At 67.2% G+C, this 14,071-nt stretch carries 13 protein-coding genes; 6 read left to right on the forward strand and 7 right to left on the reverse strand.

Annotated elements, in window-relative coordinates; all coding sequences use genetic code 11:
• Positions 1 to 33 precede the first annotated feature (33 nt).
• The 5 genes from JNG39_RS11940 to JNG39_RS11960 form a co-directional block, all read right to left on the reverse strand.
• On the reverse strand, positions 34 to 915 hold the full coding sequence (locus JNG39_RS11940) for a tyrosine recombinase XerC (RefSeq protein WP_368311605.1): 882 nt from the start codon (positions 913 to 915) through the stop codon (positions 34 to 36).
• On the reverse strand, positions 912 to 1,598 hold the full coding sequence (locus JNG39_RS11945; RefSeq protein ID WP_368311607.1) for a DUF484 family protein: 687 nt from the start codon (positions 1,596 to 1,598) through the stop codon (positions 912 to 914). The genes JNG39_RS11940 and JNG39_RS11945 overlap by 4 nt, the downstream gene beginning before the upstream one ends.
• Positions 1,599 to 1,659: 61 nt before the next feature.
• Positions 1,660 to 2,487, reverse strand: a complete 828-nt coding sequence (gene dapF, locus JNG39_RS11950; RefSeq protein WP_368311608.1) for a diaminopimelate epimerase — start codon at positions 2,485 to 2,487, stop codon at positions 1,660 to 1,662.
• 5 nt (positions 2,488 to 2,492) lie between these two features.
• On the reverse strand, positions 2,493 to 2,708 hold the full coding sequence (locus JNG39_RS11955) for a lipoprotein (RefSeq protein WP_368311610.1): 216 nt from the start codon (positions 2,706 to 2,708) through the stop codon (positions 2,493 to 2,495).
• A gap of 41 nt (positions 2,709 to 2,749) precedes the next feature.
• Positions 2,750 to 3,220 (reverse strand): GNAT family N-acetyltransferase, encoded by a 471-nt coding sequence (locus JNG39_RS11960; RefSeq protein WP_368311612.1) that lies wholly within the window; start codon positions 3,218 to 3,220, stop codon positions 2,750 to 2,752.
• A 243-nt stretch (positions 3,221 to 3,463) separates the two neighbouring features.
• On the opposite strand from JNG39_RS11960, the gene JNG39_RS11965 reads away from it, so the two are divergent.
• A complete protein-coding gene (locus JNG39_RS11965; protein ID WP_368311614.1) occupies positions 3,464 to 4,948 on the forward strand; it encodes a RimK family protein in 1,485 nt (494 codons plus the stop codon).
• Between the two features lie 156 nt (positions 4,949 to 5,104).
• On the opposite strand, the gene JNG39_RS11970 is transcribed toward JNG39_RS11965, so the two are convergent.
• Complete coding sequence (locus JNG39_RS11970) at positions 5,105 to 5,323, reverse strand: hypothetical protein (RefSeq protein WP_368311615.1); 219 nt, start codon at positions 5,321 to 5,323, stop codon at positions 5,105 to 5,107.
• Between the two features lie 104 nt (positions 5,324 to 5,427).
• On the opposite strand from JNG39_RS11970, the gene aroE reads away from it, so the two are divergent.
• The 4 genes from aroE (at position 5,428) to JNG39_RS11990 (ending at position 9,667) form a co-directional block, all read left to right on the forward strand.
• Positions 5,428 to 6,264, forward strand: a complete 837-nt coding sequence (gene aroE / locus JNG39_RS11975) for a shikimate dehydrogenase (protein ID WP_368311617.1) — start codon at positions 5,428 to 5,430, stop codon at positions 6,262 to 6,264.
• A 2-nt stretch (positions 6,265 to 6,266) separates the two neighbouring features.
• Positions 6,267 to 6,527, forward strand: a complete 261-nt coding sequence (locus tag JNG39_RS11980; RefSeq protein WP_368311619.1) for a YkgJ family cysteine cluster protein — start codon at positions 6,267 to 6,269, stop codon at positions 6,525 to 6,527.
• A 136-nt stretch (positions 6,528 to 6,663) separates the two neighbouring features.
• The gene (locus JNG39_RS11985) at positions 6,664 to 7,152 is read left to right on the forward strand and encodes a glutathione peroxidase (RefSeq protein ID WP_368311621.1); all 489 of its coding nucleotides are present in this window, start codon (positions 6,664 to 6,666) and stop codon (positions 7,150 to 7,152) included.
• A 241-nt stretch (positions 7,153 to 7,393) separates the two neighbouring features.
• Positions 7,394 to 9,667: a TonB-dependent receptor gene (locus JNG39_RS11990; protein WP_368311622.1), complete on the forward strand. Its 2,274-nt coding sequence runs from the start codon at positions 7,394 to 7,396 to the stop codon at positions 9,665 to 9,667.
• Between the two features lie 338 nt (positions 9,668 to 10,005).
• Here the strand turns inward: JNG39_RS11990 and JNG39_RS11995 are convergent, their stop codons facing one another.
• Positions 10,006 to 13,245, reverse strand: a complete 3,240-nt coding sequence (locus JNG39_RS11995; RefSeq protein ID WP_368311624.1) for a protease pro-enzyme activation domain-containing protein — start codon at positions 13,243 to 13,245, stop codon at positions 10,006 to 10,008.
• Positions 13,246 to 13,529: 284 nt separating this feature from the next.
• Between JNG39_RS11995 and JNG39_RS12000 the strand changes: the two genes are divergently transcribed.
• Positions 13,530 to 14,060 carry an energy transducer TonB gene (locus tag JNG39_RS12000; protein WP_368311626.1) on the forward strand — a complete coding sequence of 177 codons (531 nt, stop codon included), beginning with the start codon at positions 13,530 to 13,532 and terminating at the stop codon, positions 14,058 to 14,060.
• Positions 14,061 to 14,071: the final 11 nt, after the last annotated feature.

The following is a 14,071-nucleotide window of genomic DNA, read 5'->3' on the forward strand; positions in this document are numbered from 1 at the left end:
CGTGGCACCGCAAAGGGCCTTACTCTCGCACGGTTAGGCTTTCCGCTTCGCCCGCGGATGCGCCGCGTCGTACACCTTCGCCAGGTGCTGGAAATCCAGGTGCGTATAGATCTGCGTGGTGGCGATGTCCGCATGCCCCAGCAGCTCCTGCACCGAACGCAGGTCGCCGGAGGATTCGAGCATGTGGCTGGCGAAGGTGTGCCGCAGCATGTGCGGGTGCACGTGGTGGGTCATGCCCGCCGAAAGCAGGCTGAGGCGCTTCTGCACGGTGCGCGGGCTGATCGGCCCGTCGCCACGGCCCTTGAACACGGGCTGCTCGGGGGCCGTGCCTCCCAGGCTCGCAAGCTGGCGCAGCGCCGCCACGGCATGGCGTCCGACCGGGAGGATGCGCGTCTTGTTGCCCTTGCCCAGCACCCGGACCTGGCCGTCGTCGAGGTCGAGGTCGCCCCAGCGCAGGCCGCACAGTTCGGACAGGCGAAGGCCGCTGGAATACAGCAGTTCCATCATCGCGGTGTCGCGCGGACCGTGGACATCGCCCAGCGTGGTTTCGACCAGTTGCTTGGCCTCGTCCACGTCGAGCACGTGCGGCAGCTTGCGACGTACCTTCGGACCACGCACCCCTGCCGCCGGATCGTGGGCGAGGTGGCCTTCGCGGTTGAGGTAACGGAACAGCGTGCGGCAGGCAGAGAGCAGGCGCTGGATGCTGTTCGGCGCGAGGCCGCCGCGGTGTTCGCGGGCGATCATGCCGCGCAGGCGGTCGGGCGCGAGGGCGTCGAAGGCGGCGATCCCCTCGTTTTCCATGAAACGCAGCAGCTTTTCCAGGTCGCGGCGATACGCCGAGAGCGTATGCGCCGACGGGGCCCGCTCCGCCGAGAAATGGCGGAGGAAGGCCTCGACGGCCTCGCGCGGTGTCACGCGGCCTTCCGGGCCCGCTGGATCGCCGACCCCACGGTGGTGGAAATCATGTCGAGGAACAGCGTGCCCATCCCGGGATGGAAGCGGTCGGCATCCAGGCTGCCGATGGCGAGCATGGCATCGGGGCCGACACGCATCAGCGCGGCCGAGCGCACTTCGTCGGCTTCCGCCCCGAACAGGCGGTGTAGCTTCTCGGGGGCGAGGCGTCCCGCCACCGGCTCGCCGTGTTCGAGGAACGAGGCGAACTCGGGCAGGCCCGCGCTGCCGCGCGACTCGCGCAGCAGCCAGGGTTCGTCGGGCAGGCCGGCGAGGTCGCCGAAAAACACGAGCCGCACGCGTTCGGACTGGAAGTCGTCGGTGAGCCGGCGCACGACGCTGCGTACCGTTTCCTCGATGCCGCCGGCACTTAGCAATGCCAGCATGAGGCCGTGCACGCGACGCATGAGCTTCTCGTTTTCGCCCGCGACGGTCGAGAGTTCGCGCAGGCGCGTGTCCAGTTCGGCGTTTTTCTCGCGCAGCGAGCGCATCTGGTGCACGGCGAGCGAGGTGGCCGGCCCGTTGCGCGTAGGCAGCACGAGGGCATCGGCCAGTTCGGGGTAGTCGGCGAGGAAATCGGGGTGGCGGCGCAGCCAGGACGCCACGGTGGCCGGGTCGAGGTCGCCGTCGATCGCGCTGTCGGTCATGGGGATGACGTCCTTCATGGGGTGCTTGCCGGGTCCAGTGTGCCGCGTTCGGAGGCCCGCGTCACACCTCGCCTTCGAAAACGAACGCCGCCGGTCCCGTCATCCACAGCGTGTGGCCCGGTCCGTGCCATTCGATGGTGAGCCGGCCGCCGGGGAGGTCGACGTCGACCACGGGGCCGGCGAGGCCCAGCGCATGGGCGACCGCGGCCGCCGCACAGGCGCCGGTACCGCAGGCCTGCGTCCAGCCGCTGCCACGCTCGTGGACGCGCAGGCGCAGGTGGCTGGCGCCAAGGCGCTGCGCGAAGCCCACGTTGGCGCCCTGCGGAAACAGGGGATGGTGGGTGAGCAGCGGGCCGAGACGGTCGACGCGGGGGTCGGTCACGTCGTCGACGAAGACCACCGCGTGCGGGTTGCCCATCGACACGGCGCCGAAGCTCACTTCCTCGCCGTCGGCTTCGAGCGTGTAGGTGGCATGGGGCGGGCGATCGAGCGGGACGTGCGCGGGATCGAAATCCGGCTCGCCCATGTCCACCGTGACGATGCCCTCGCCCAGCACGCGCACGGTGACCGGGCCGGACGGGCTTTCCAGCCGAACCGGCACGTTGCGCTCGATGGCGCCTTCGCGGTCCAGCCAGGCCGCCACGCAGCGCACGCCGTTGCCGCACTGCCCCGAGGGCGTGCCGTCGGCGTTCCAGATGCCGTAGTAGAACGCGCACGAGGGATCGCGCGCCGGTTCGATGCTGAGCAGCTGGTCGAAGCCGATGCCGGTATGGCGGTTGGACAACGCCACGATGCGCGCGGTGTTGGGCACGTGCCCGGCATCCTCGCGCCAGTCCACCACGACGAAATCGTTGCCGATTCCATGCATCTTGGTGAATCGGATGGGCATGGCGGTTACTGGTGGATGATGGGGTTGAACGGGGCGAACGTGGTGCTCACCGGCGCCGGGCCCACGGTGGACGTATGCGCCGGTTGCACCACGGGCTGCGCGGGCGTGGCCGGCTTGGCGGCCGCCGCCGGGGGCGGCATGAACAACGGGCCCTTGTTGCCGCAGCCCGACAGGGCCAGGGCGGCGAGGACGAGGGCGCAAGGGAGCATCGATCGGCGCATGGTCGGTTCCGGCATTAGCGGCGACCAGTATAGCCCTGACCTCAGAGCTGTTTCTCGAACCGGAAGGCATCCGCGCCGTCGGCGTAATAGGCCGCGTATTCGCCGATGCGCTCATAGCCCAGGCGTTCGTACAGTCGGATGGCCACGGCGTTGTCCTTGCGCACTTCCAGGCGCAAGGCGCGGCAACCGTGCGCACGACCGGCGTCTTCCGCGGCGGCGACCAGTGCCGAGCCCACCCCCTTGCCCTGCGCCTCGGGCTTGGTGGCGATCGAGTACAGGCGCGCCACCGTGGTGCCCTTCCGGAAGAACACCACGGCGGTGCCGAGGAAGCGGCGGTGGTTGGCACTGGCCACGAGGACGGTGGCGCTTTGGCTGTCCAGGTGCTTGCGGTACTGGGCGCGGCTCAGGCGATCCTGGGCGAAGCTCGATTCCTCGAGGGCGACCAGGTCGTCGAGATCGCTCAATTCGGCGCGACGAACGCGTACCGCGGCGGTAACCGGGGGTGGACGCATGCGTGGTGGAACTCCGGCGCGGGTGGGGTGGACGGCGGCGGGGCCGGCGGGGGTATCGGCAAGCGCGGAACTGTAGACCCCGTTGTCCCGTCGATCAATGACTTTTTCCTAAACATTTCCTCATGGGTTTCACGACGGCCGCTTGTGCGCCGTCACCTCGGAGAACACACTGCCGCCAACCGGCGAAACGCCTCGGCCCGATGGCGGGCCGACGACGCTCGGATCGTCGTCTTCAGAGGTGTCATGAGCCGGCTCGTCATCGTCGTGGAGAAGGCCTCCGACTGGGGCTCGTATTACCCGTCCGTCGACGTCGTCACCGCCATGGACTACCTCCGCGAGCCGGTCGGCGGCGACGACGAGCGCACGCACGTCATCAACCTGTGCCGCAGCTACAAATACCTGGGCACGGGCTATTACGTGTCGCTGCTGGCCGAGGCGCGCGGGCACAAGGTGATTCCTTCCGTGCGCACGGTGAACGACCTGCGCCGCCGCTCGCTCTACGGCCTGGACATCGACGACCTCAACCAGAAACTGCAGAAGTTCCTGCCCGCGGGCGGTCGCGACACCACCGATTTCGGGGTGCTGGTCTACTTCGGCGAAACCGCGTTGCCCGACCTGCAGGACCTCGCCCGGCAGATCTTCGACATGTTCCCCTGCCCGCTCATGCGCATCGAATTCGAGCGCGACCGGATCTGGCAGGTATCGGCGGTGAAGCCGGTGGGCCTGCACACGCTCGACGACGCGCAGGAAGATGCGTTCGCGACCGCCCTGGAGAAGTTTTCCCGCAAGATCTGGCGACGGCCGCGTACGCGCAAGCGCTTCCGCTACGACATCGCCATGCTCGTCGACCCCAACGAGGCGATGCCGCCGTCGAACAAGAAGGCGCTCAAGCACTTCGTCGAGGCGGGCAAGCACCTGGGCATCGAAGTCGACCCGATCGGCCGCAACGATTACCAGCGCCTCGCCGAGTACGACGGCCTGTTCATCCGCGAGACCACGGCCAGCGACAACCACACCTACCGCTTCGCCCATCGCGCGGAGAAGGAAGGCATGGTGGTGATGGACGATCCCACCTCGATCCTGCGCTGCACGAACAAGATATTCCTGAACGACCTGATGGTGTCGCGCAAGCTCGCCACGCCGACCACCGAGATCCTCTACCGCGACGATCCGAAGCAGTTGCGCGAGTTGCCCGACCGCCTGGGCCTGCCGCTCGTGCTGAAGATTCCCGACGGCTCGTTCTCGCGCGGCGTGGTGAAAGTGGAATCGCGTGAGGCGCTGGAGAAGGCGGCATCCGAGCTGTTCGCGCACAGCTCCCTGGTGATCGCGCAGGAATACCTCTATACCGAGTTCGATTGGCGCGTCGGCGTGCTCAACCATGAGCCGCTCTATGCCTGCCAGTACTTCATGTCGCGCGGCCACTGGCAGATCTACAACCACGGCGCCAAGGGCACGGCCAAGTCGGGCGGCTTCCGCACGGTGCCCGTGCGCGAGGCGCCGAGCGAGGTGGTGAAGCTGGCGCTGAAGGCCACCCAGACCATCGGAGACGGAATCTACGGGGTGGACCTCAAACAGGTGGGCGACCGCCCGGTGGTGATCGAGGTGAACGACAATCCATCGATCGACGCGGGCGTGGAGGATGCCTACCTGGGCGAGGATCTCTACCTGCGCATCATGCAGGAGTTCCTGCGGCGGATGGAGTTGAAGCGGTTGGGTATCAAAGGCTGAAAGCCGTAGGTCCGGTTCCGCGAAAACCGCATTCATGGCGCTGGGTTCCCGCGTTCGCGGGAACGACGCACCATAGAATTCCCTCGCGTCGCTCCCGCGAACGCAGGAGCCCAGCGCGAAACGCTCAGCTTTCGCGATGTGAATCCCTACGTCTCGTCACCGCCGCCACAACGCCCCCAGCAACTCCAATGGCAGCCGAGGCCGCATCGCCACGAGCACGCTCGCCGGTGCCAGCAGCAGCCAGAAGACGGGCGACCAGCCCAACGTCTCGCTATGCGCCGACAACGGCGTGAGCAGGAGCAGCAACGCGCCGGCGGCCAGCCAGGCCATGGCGATGAGGGCGCGGATGCGGCGGGGCGAAAGCGTGTCGTTCATGGCGTGACTCCGTGGCGGCATGGACCGCACGTTAGGCGGCCCCCGTCTCACGGACCGCGACCGGCTGGGTAGAATGGCAAGGCCAAACCATCGAAGGAGCCTCCATGAGCGCCGAAGCGCACCGTTACGCCGTGTTCGGTCATCCGATCGCGCACTCGCTGTCGCCCGACATCCACTCGGCTTTCGCGGCGCAGCTGGGCATCGCCCTCGATTACCGGACCATCGACGCCGCGCCGGAAGACTTCGTCGCCCAGGTAAAGCGCTTTTTCGCCGAGGGGGGGCTCGGTGCCAACGTGACCCTGCCGCACAAGAACGTCGCCCTCGCCCTGGCCGACAAGCATACCGAAGCCGCCGCGCGCACCGGTTCGGCCAATACCCTCACCCCGCTGGTCGGTGGCGGCATCGAGGCGCACAACACCGACGGCAGCGGCTTCGTGCGTGACATCACCGAACGCCACGGTTTCGACCTGCGCGGTCACGACGCCCTGCTGCTGGGCGCCGGCGGCGCCGCCAAGGCGGTGGCCTGGGCCCTCATGGACGCCGGGGTGCGATCGCTCACCATCGTCAACCGCACGCCCGAGCGCGCCGACGAGATCGCCGATGCCATCGGCGAACCCGCCCGGTGCCGTACGCGCTACTGGGACGGCCTGGAAGGCGAGTGCTTCGACCTCGTGGTCAATGCGACCTCCATCGGCGTCACCGGCGGCGACTTCGCCCTGCCGATGTCCATCGTGCAGGACCATTCGACGGCCTACGACCTGTGTTACGGCACCGCTTCGGCAGGCTTCAAGGGCTGGGCCATCGCCGCCGGCGTGCGCCCCGACTGGTTCCGCGACGGCCTGGGCATGCTGGTGGAACAGGCGGCCGACGCCTTCGAACGCTGGCACGGGCAGCGCCCGGACACCGATCCGGTCTACCGCGAACTGCGCCAGCGTTACTGAGCATGACCCTGGCCTGCCGCCCCGGTTGCGGCGCGTGCTGCATCGCCCCGTCGATCAGCTCGCCCATCCCCGGCATGCCGCAGGGCAAACCGGCCGGCGTGCGCTGCGTACAGCTCACCGCCGACAACCGCTGCGCGATCTTCGGCCACCCCGAGCGACCGAAGGTCTGCGGCGGCCTGCGACCCGAAGCCGCCATGTGCGGATCGGATCGCGCGCATGCGCTGTCATGGTTGGCGGCGCTGGAGAAGGCCACGGCGGCATGAACCGCAACGCCCTCGTGATGCCTGGACGCGACGTCGCTTCCCTGATTGAACGAGCCTATCGCGGCAAACGTATCAATCGATTGGTCATCTTCGCCGATGACGTGGACACTTCGCGCATCACGAACGGGGAATCGCCATGTCATCCATCTACGACCACCAGGTTCGCACCATCGATGGCCAGACGCTCTCGATGGAGGCGTATCGCGGCAAGACGCTGCTGATCGTCAACGTCGCTTCGCGCTGCCAGTTCACCCCGCAATACCAGGGACTGGAGGCGATGTACCAGCGCATGCGCGGGCAGGGATTCGAGATCCTGGGCTTCCCGTGCGACCAGTTCGGCCACCAGGAACCGGGTGCCGATGCCGAGATCAAGTCGTTCTGCGACCTCACCTATGGGGTGAGCTTTCCGCTGTTCTCCAAAATCGAGGTGAACGGCGAGGGCACGCATCCGCTGTATGCCGCGCTCAAACACGCCGCGCCGGGATTGCTCGGTGCCGAGGACATCAAGTGGAACTTCACCAAGTTCCTCGTCGACCGCTCGGGCGCGGTGGTGAAGCGTTACGCACCGGCGTTCACGCCGGACTTCATCGAGCGGGAGATCGCGGACAGCCCCGCGCTGGCCTGAGGCCAGCTCGATTCATCGATACGATCGGCTCCCACCCCTTTGGCAGTACGCCTGCTACCGAAGGGGTGGGAGCCGATCGTATCGGCGAATCCCGCGGAGAGAGGCGATCAATGTGTGACCGAACGATGTCAGCGAACCGCATCGCGTGAAGGACACGTAAGCCCCACGTCACATCGGCGTAAAGGCCGTTACATGGGAAACGGGGACGCTGGGCGACTCACCTCCCCGGAAGGTCCACCCGATGACGTTCGCCCGCACCGCCCTGGCCACCGCCCTTGCCCTTTCCCTATACGCAGGCCTCGCGAGGGCCGACGACGACACCACGCCGGCCACGACCACCGACAGCCGCGACGCGAAACAGCTCGAAGCGGTATCCGTCATCGCTCCGGGCGAGACGCGCCAAATCCAGAGCATCGGCGTCGACGAGATCGTGCGCCAGCAGACCCCAGGCTCCAGCCCGCTCAAGGCGCTGGACAAGCTGCCCGGCGTGCAGTTCCAGGCCGCCGATCCCTGGGGTGCCTACGAGTGGTCCACGCAGATCAACCTGCACGGTTTCGACCAGTCGCGCCTGGGCTTCACCCTCGACGGCATTCCGCTGGGCACGATGGGCTACGGCGTCACCGACGGCCTGCAGGTCACCCGTGCGATCACCTCCGAAAACCTCGCCACCGTCGAGCTGGCGCAGGGCGCGGGTGCGCTCGGCACCGCGTCGAACACCAACCTCGGCGGCACGGTGCAGTTCTACTCGGCCGATCCGGACATGAAGGCCGGCGTGCGCGTGAGCCAAGTGCTGGGCTCGGATTCGACGCGGCGCACTTTCGCCCGCGTCGATTCCGGCGACCACGGCGGCTTCTCGATGTACCTGTCGTTCGTGCACGCCGACACCGACAAGTGGAAGGGCTTCGGCGACCAGAAGAGCAACCAGGCCAACCTCAAGGCCGTCTATCAATGGGGCGACGGCAACCGCATCAGCCTGTTCGCCGACGGCAGCAAGCGCAAGGAATACGACTACATGGACCTGTCCCTCACCAGCCAGCGCGCGCTGGGCTGGGATTGGGATTACCTCCAGCCGGACTGGAACACCGCCGTGCAGATCGCCAACGCGCTGAACGGCAAGGGCGATTACCCGGCCGTGCTGAATGCGCTGCCGGCCGATTACGGCAAGGGCGACGCCACCTACTACGCCGGCGGCGGCATCCGTCGCGACGGCCTGGCAGGTCTTTCCGGCTCGTTCAACCTCGGCGGCGCCACGCTCGACGCGACGGGCTACTACCACGCCGATCGCGGCGAGGGGCAATGGGCCACGCCGTACCAGGCGTCGTCGCCGACAGTGCCCATCTCGATGCGTACCACCGACTACGGCCTGGACCGCTACGGCATCACCTCCGCGTTGAAGTTCAACGTGGCGAACAACGATGTCGAGATCGGCGTGTGGGGCGAAGACGCGAACACCAACCAGGAGCGCAATTTCTTCCCGCTCGGTGGCCAGTACACCTCGTTGTACGTCGTCTACAACGACCAGGCGCCTTTCATGCGCGCGTTCCTGCAACACTACGAAACCAAGACACGCATGGCCTACGCCGAGGACACGCTGCACCTCCTCGACGACGCGCTCACCGTCAACTTCGGCGCCAAGTCGCTGCGCGTCACCACCGACGCCACCTCACTGGTGCCGACCACCTCCTACGCGCAAGGCCGCATGCGCGCAAGCAAGGGCTTCCTGCCGCAGGCCGGCGCCGACTACAAGCTCGACGCCAACCAGGACATCTACGCGTCGTACGCGAAAAACCTCTCGGCGTTCGGCATCACGCCTTTCAGCACCTCGCAGCAGGCCTTCGACGATGCGAAGAGCCGCCTGAAGCCGGAAGAGTCGCAGACGTGGCAGCTCGGCTATCGCGCCCACGGCGACACCTTCGAGGCATCGGTGGGCGTGTTCTATACGCGCTTCGAAAACCGCCTGCTCGTCACCACGCCCTGCCCGGCCGTGGTCACCTGCGCCTCGTCGCTGAACAACGTGGGCGACGTGAAGAGCCGCGGCGCCGACCTGGCCTTCATCTGGAAGCCGGTGCACGGCCTTTCCTGGCTCAATTCGTTCTCGTACAACCACTCGACGTACCAGGACGACTACCAGAGCTCCGGCCTCATTCCCACCGCCGACAAGTACGTGGTGGGCGTGCCCAAGACGATGTTCTCCAGCTCCGTGAGCTACGAGATCGCGGGCTGGCGAGCGAACCTCGAAGGCAAGTACACGGGCCGCCGCTACATCACCTACACCAACGATTCGTCGGTGCCCTCGTACTGGGTGATGAACGCCGGCGTGGCCTACGACTTCGGCGCGGTGGCGGGCGTGGATGAACTCAGCATTGGGCTCAACGCGACCAACCTGCTGGACAAGCGGTATTTCGCGACGACCGGCACGAACGGCTACGTGGCCTTCGATCCGAACGGCTACAACCAGACGCTGATGGCGGGCGCGCCGCGGCAGTACTTCGTGAGTCTCAACGCGAAGTTCTGAGCCGTCGTCCCTGCGTACGCGGGAACCAGCGCGGGGCATTCGGTGTTCGCGACATCGCTGCGACGTAAAGCCGATGAGGCGATGTCGTACGACCGAAAACCGGGGCGCTGGATTCCTGCGTTCGCAGGAATGACTTGGCCTGACATGCGCTTTCCGTCATCCATCGGATGTTCAAAGCCGTCGTCCCTGCGTACGCAGGGACCCAGCGCGGGGCGTTTGGTTTTCGCGACATCGCTGCAGACGTAACGCCGATGAAGCGATGTCGTACGACCGAAAACCGGAATGACGAGGGCCTGTTCCCGCGAGAGGGAACAGGCCCTTTCTTACCTTCCGGACGCTTAGAGTGCCGGGGTCAACCGATGGCTCCCCTGGAACCGGTTGGCCGGCACGATCGCCTTCGCACCCAACGTGAGCGCGGTGCCGTACGCATCGGCCACGCGGAGCGACGCGAAATCGCCTCCCGTGCTCTGCCACTGCACGATGCGGCTGTTGGCATCGCGCCACAGCAGGTCGGCGCGACCATCACCGTCGTAATCGGCTACGGAAAGCAGCGTGTACCCGGCGGGCACCGCATGGTCGTGGCGACCCGTCACGGTGAGACCGTTCATGTTCCACCACGTGATGCCGCCGGTGGCGGTGTTGGTCCAGATCAAGTCGGTGGTACCGTCGCCGTCGACGTCGCCCACGCCGAACAGGCGCGTGTTGGCCGGACGATCCGGCAGTTTCAGGCTGACGAAGCCGTCGCGACGGTCGCCGCGCCACAGCGTGACCGAGGTGCCGTTGACGAAGGTCCAGACGATGTCGGTGTAGCCGTCGCCGTCGACGTCGGCCAACGTCGGCTGGGCGCCCGCGACGCCGTTCTTCGGCCACGACTTGCCGGTGACGATGATGTCGTTCTGCGTGGTGGGATCGAGGTCCAGCGCCCACCAGACGATCTGGTCCTTCTCTGTATCGAACCAGACCAGCTTCTGCACGCCGCTGTCGTCGTGCACGCCCGCGCCCAGCAGCTTCCAGCTGGAGGGGATGGCATCGGCCACGGTGAAGGTGAAGTACTCGCCGTCGGCGGCCGACACCCATACATGCAGGCGGTTATCGCTACCCAACAGCAGCAGTTCGTTCGACTTCAGCGACAGCGCGTCGAGGCCGGGAATGAAATCGCCCGAGGCGACCACGGTGAGCCCCGCGTCGATCGCCTGGGTCTGGTCGTAAAGGCTGACCGCACCCTTCATCGCGACCGAGTGCAGCAGGCCCTTGTCCGGATCGACATAGGCGAAGTCGCTGTAACCGTCGTTCGTGAAGAGGTTCTTGAGCGAGAACAGGTCCATCGGAGCCTGGTAACCGCGATGCGCCGGGGCGGACCAGTCGGCGACGGCGTCGCTGAGGTTGGCCGCGTTGATGCTGCCCAGGCCGGTGGCGAGGCTGTAGCCGACGTTGGTGCGCCAGGCGGGCACCAGCGTGCCGGTGGTGGGATCGCCGCCCTCGACGATGCCGACGACGTTGGCGAGGTTCTTGCCGCTGTCGCAGTTGATCGAGCCCGCGCCGCAGGGTTGCACGATGTCGCCCTCGGTCACGTTGTAGAACACGCATTCGGGGCTGGCCGTGTTGCCGTTGCTGGCGTTGCACGCGTTGAGCATCTTGGTGTTGGGCGAACCCACCGTGCCGAACTGGCGCGCGGCGATGCCGTAGAGCGCGGGCAGCATGTTGCCGTGGCGGGTGTCGTTGGCCTGGTTGATCAGCGCCTGCACGCCCGCCATGGCCGGTGCGGCGAACGAGGTACCGCCGGCGGAATTGGCGAATACGGCGTCGGGATCGCGGAAGTCGCAGGCAGTGCCGCCGTTGGCGCTGTCGGACATGCAGAACACCAGCGCATGGCCGAAGATGCCGTTGGCGGAGAACAGCGACACGTCGGGAATCGTGCGCGAGGTGTGGTTGGTCGAACCGTGGATGCCGACCTGCTCCACGGGCTGCTGGAACACCGTGCTGGGACCGCCGCCCGCGCCACCGACCTGGAGGAAATCGCCGCCGCGACCCGAGCCGTCGTTGCAGGCGGTGACGCCGTCCTCGTAGCCCAGCAGCGTATAGAGGTGCTCGCTGGCGCAGCTGTTGTTCCAGGCCATCTCCGGGATGTAGCTCACCGCGGACTGGTAATACGGCATGTTCTTGGCCGTCCAGTAGGTCGACTGCTTGCCCAGGTCGTTGAAGTCGGTGCCGCCCACGGCCACCACCGACGGTGACGAGGCCAGTCCGTTCACCGATGCGCCCGACGTCGACCAGAACAGCGCGCCCTGGTCGCACTGCGTCGAACCGCCGTCGCCGGAGGACACGAACACGGTGACGCCCTCGGCGGCGGCCGCCGAGAACAGGATGTCGGCCAGCGAAGCGTCGGACGGATCCTGCGCTTCGCAAGCACCGTAGCTCAGGCTCCACACCGGCGCCGGCAGTTCGCCGTTGGGACCGCCGTCGAGCAACCGCGAAGCGGCGATGAACGGCCCGAAGCTGGCCCCGCTGTCGGCGCACGAGGCCAGCACGATGTCGGCGTCGGGCGCGGCGGCACCGGCCCATTCGGCATCGAGCGCGGCTTCACCTTCGTCGCCGGTCAGGCCCGGATCGGCGCACGCTTCGCCACCGGCGAGCGGATGCAGGATGCTGAACGTGCCCTTCGCATCCGACGGCAGGAATGCGTCGCGGAAATGCCGCACGTCGTCGGGCAGCACGTTGGTGCGCTCGAGCACCACCACGGTCTGGCCCTCGCCGCGTACGGGCTGGCTACGCTTCCACAGCGGATTGACGTTGTACACCTGGTTGAAGTCGGCCGGCACCATGTCGTACGTGGTGCTCGGATTCGACGTGCCCGGCGGCACCGTGAAATTCGCCTTCGCCGTAGCCGGCGTGATCCATTTGCCCTGCTTGCGGTCGAACTGCGTGCGGGTGATTGGCGTGTGCTGCGCGGTGGGGAAGATGTTGTGCAGCGACACGCTGGCGACCACCGTCGACAGCGCCGCCGGCACGCGCGCGGGCGTGCGGTTGGCGAAACGGCGGTTGCCGTCGAGGTCGTAGCGATGCAGGTCGGTGGCGAAGGCCTTGGTCACCGCCGCCGCCGAACCGGAGAATTCGATGCGCATGCGATCGCGCGACACGTAGGACACCGTGAGGCCCTGCGACGCCAGCCATTGCTTCACCGCCTGCACGTCCTGGGGCGCCGGTCCGAAGCGTTCGCCGAGCTGGTCGGCGGTGAGCCATTGGTGGAAGTGGCCCGAGCCGGGATGGTTGAGGCTCGACAGGTAGCTGCGGAAGGCTTTCTCGCGGTCGTCGTCGCGCTTGAGCACGAGCGTCATCGAGTCGATGGCGTCGGTGGGCGCCATGGCACCCTGGTCGTGCTGTGCGGCGGCCGGGCCCGGCGTGCCGCCGGGTAGCGCGAAGGTGGATGTCTTCTCCACCTGCCGGGTCACGCGGACCGTGGCGGCGGGTGCGGCGGCGCGAGCCGCTTGCGTCAGCTCGACGGCGGCGGCCGGCAGCGACAGGGCACAGCCCGTCGTCAGCCCCGCGAGCGCGAGCTGGTTGAGATACCTGCGAAACATCGGTGGACTCCCTTGGCGTGAGTGATGGATTCCCCCGCCGAACTCCCCCGCTTCGAAGCTCCCCCTGACGCCGCAACAGCACGGTCGATCAGCCCGCCGACGGTATACGCATTACCGAAAAGTAAACCTGACAGGCATCACATTTGGACGTCCAGACGGGAAACCGGCATGCGCCCACGCGCATGGCAACCGGATTGCAACAATCGGACGATACCGTGATCCGTCCGCCGGGGCCGTCCGACAGGGGGATGGCCTGGTCGCGGATGCCCCACGAGAATCACCCCATGCTCGACTCCCTTCCCGCCGCGATGCCCCGTCGCGCGGTTCTTGCCGCCGTCGCGGGCGTGATCGTGATCGCGGCCGTGACGGCGACGCTGATGACGCGCGGCCAGCACCTGTCGGCGCCTTCGAGCGCGGCCGATACGCTCACCGATGCGGCGGCACCGTCGGGCCATTCCAGTGAAGTGGACATCCTGCTGGGGCTCGCCCGCGAGGCGACGAAGGACGGTCGCCTCGTCGCGCCGCAGGGCAACAACGCCTACGAGTACTACCTGAGCGTGCTTCAGCTCGACGCAAGCAACGCCACCGCGCTGGACGCCCTGCGCGAGACCTTGCCGTTCGCGTCGCAGGAGATCGAGCAGCAGATCAATCGTCGACAGCTGGACGAGGCGCGCCGCGAGATCGCCCTGCTGCGAGACTTCGATCCCACCAACTACACGCTGATCATCCTGGGCGCCAAGCTCGACGCGCAGCAGCAGGTGGTCACGGCCGAGGACGAAGCCAGGGCCGATGCGATGAGGCGCCATACCCCCTAGGAGCACGGGTT

Origin of the sequence: Luteibacter sp. CQ10 (assembly GCF_040900725.1) — a bacterium.
Lineage (GTDB): Bacteria > Pseudomonadota > Gammaproteobacteria > Xanthomonadales > Rhodanobacteraceae > Luteibacter.

What these genes read in the sequence shown, in the direction of transcription:
- JNG39_RS11945 (WP_368311607.1), bottom strand. Translation starts at nt 1,598, where the DNA reads ATGACCGACAGCGCGATCGACGGCGACCTCGACCCGGCCACCGTGGCG.
- dapF (WP_368311608.1), bottom strand. Translation starts at nt 2,487, where the DNA reads ATGCCCATCCGATTCACCAAGATGCATGGAATCGGCAACGATTTCGTC.
- JNG39_RS11955 (WP_368311610.1), bottom strand. Translation starts at nt 2,708, where the DNA reads ATGCGCCGATCGATGCTCCCTTGCGCCCTCGTCCTCGCCGCCCTGGCC.
- JNG39_RS11960 (WP_368311612.1), bottom strand. Translation starts at nt 3,220, where the DNA reads ATGCGTCCACCCCCGGTTACCGCCGCGGTACGCGTTCGTCGCGCCGAA.
- JNG39_RS11965 (WP_368311614.1), top strand. Translation starts at nt 3,464, where the DNA reads ATGAGCCGGCTCGTCATCGTCGTGGAGAAGGCCTCCGACTGGGGCTCG.
- JNG39_RS11970 (WP_368311615.1), bottom strand. Translation starts at nt 5,323, where the DNA reads ATGAACGACACGCTTTCGCCCCGCCGCATCCGCGCCCTCATCGCCATG.
- aroE (WP_368311617.1), top strand. Translation starts at nt 5,428, where the DNA reads ATGAGCGCCGAAGCGCACCGTTACGCCGTGTTCGGTCATCCGATCGCG.
- JNG39_RS11980 (WP_368311619.1), top strand. Translation starts at nt 6,267, where the DNA reads ATGACCCTGGCCTGCCGCCCCGGTTGCGGCGCGTGCTGCATCGCCCCG.
- JNG39_RS11985 (WP_368311621.1), top strand. Translation starts at nt 6,664, where the DNA reads ATGTCATCCATCTACGACCACCAGGTTCGCACCATCGATGGCCAGACG.
- JNG39_RS11990 (WP_368311622.1), top strand. Translation starts at nt 7,394, where the DNA reads ATGACGTTCGCCCGCACCGCCCTGGCCACCGCCCTTGCCCTTTCCCTA.
- JNG39_RS11995 (WP_368311624.1), bottom strand. Translation starts at nt 13,245, where the DNA reads ATGTTTCGCAGGTATCTCAACCAGCTCGCGCTCGCGGGGCTGACGACG.
- JNG39_RS12000 (WP_368311626.1), top strand. Translation starts at nt 13,530, where the DNA reads ATGCTCGACTCCCTTCCCGCCGCGATGCCCCGTCGCGCGGTTCTTGCC.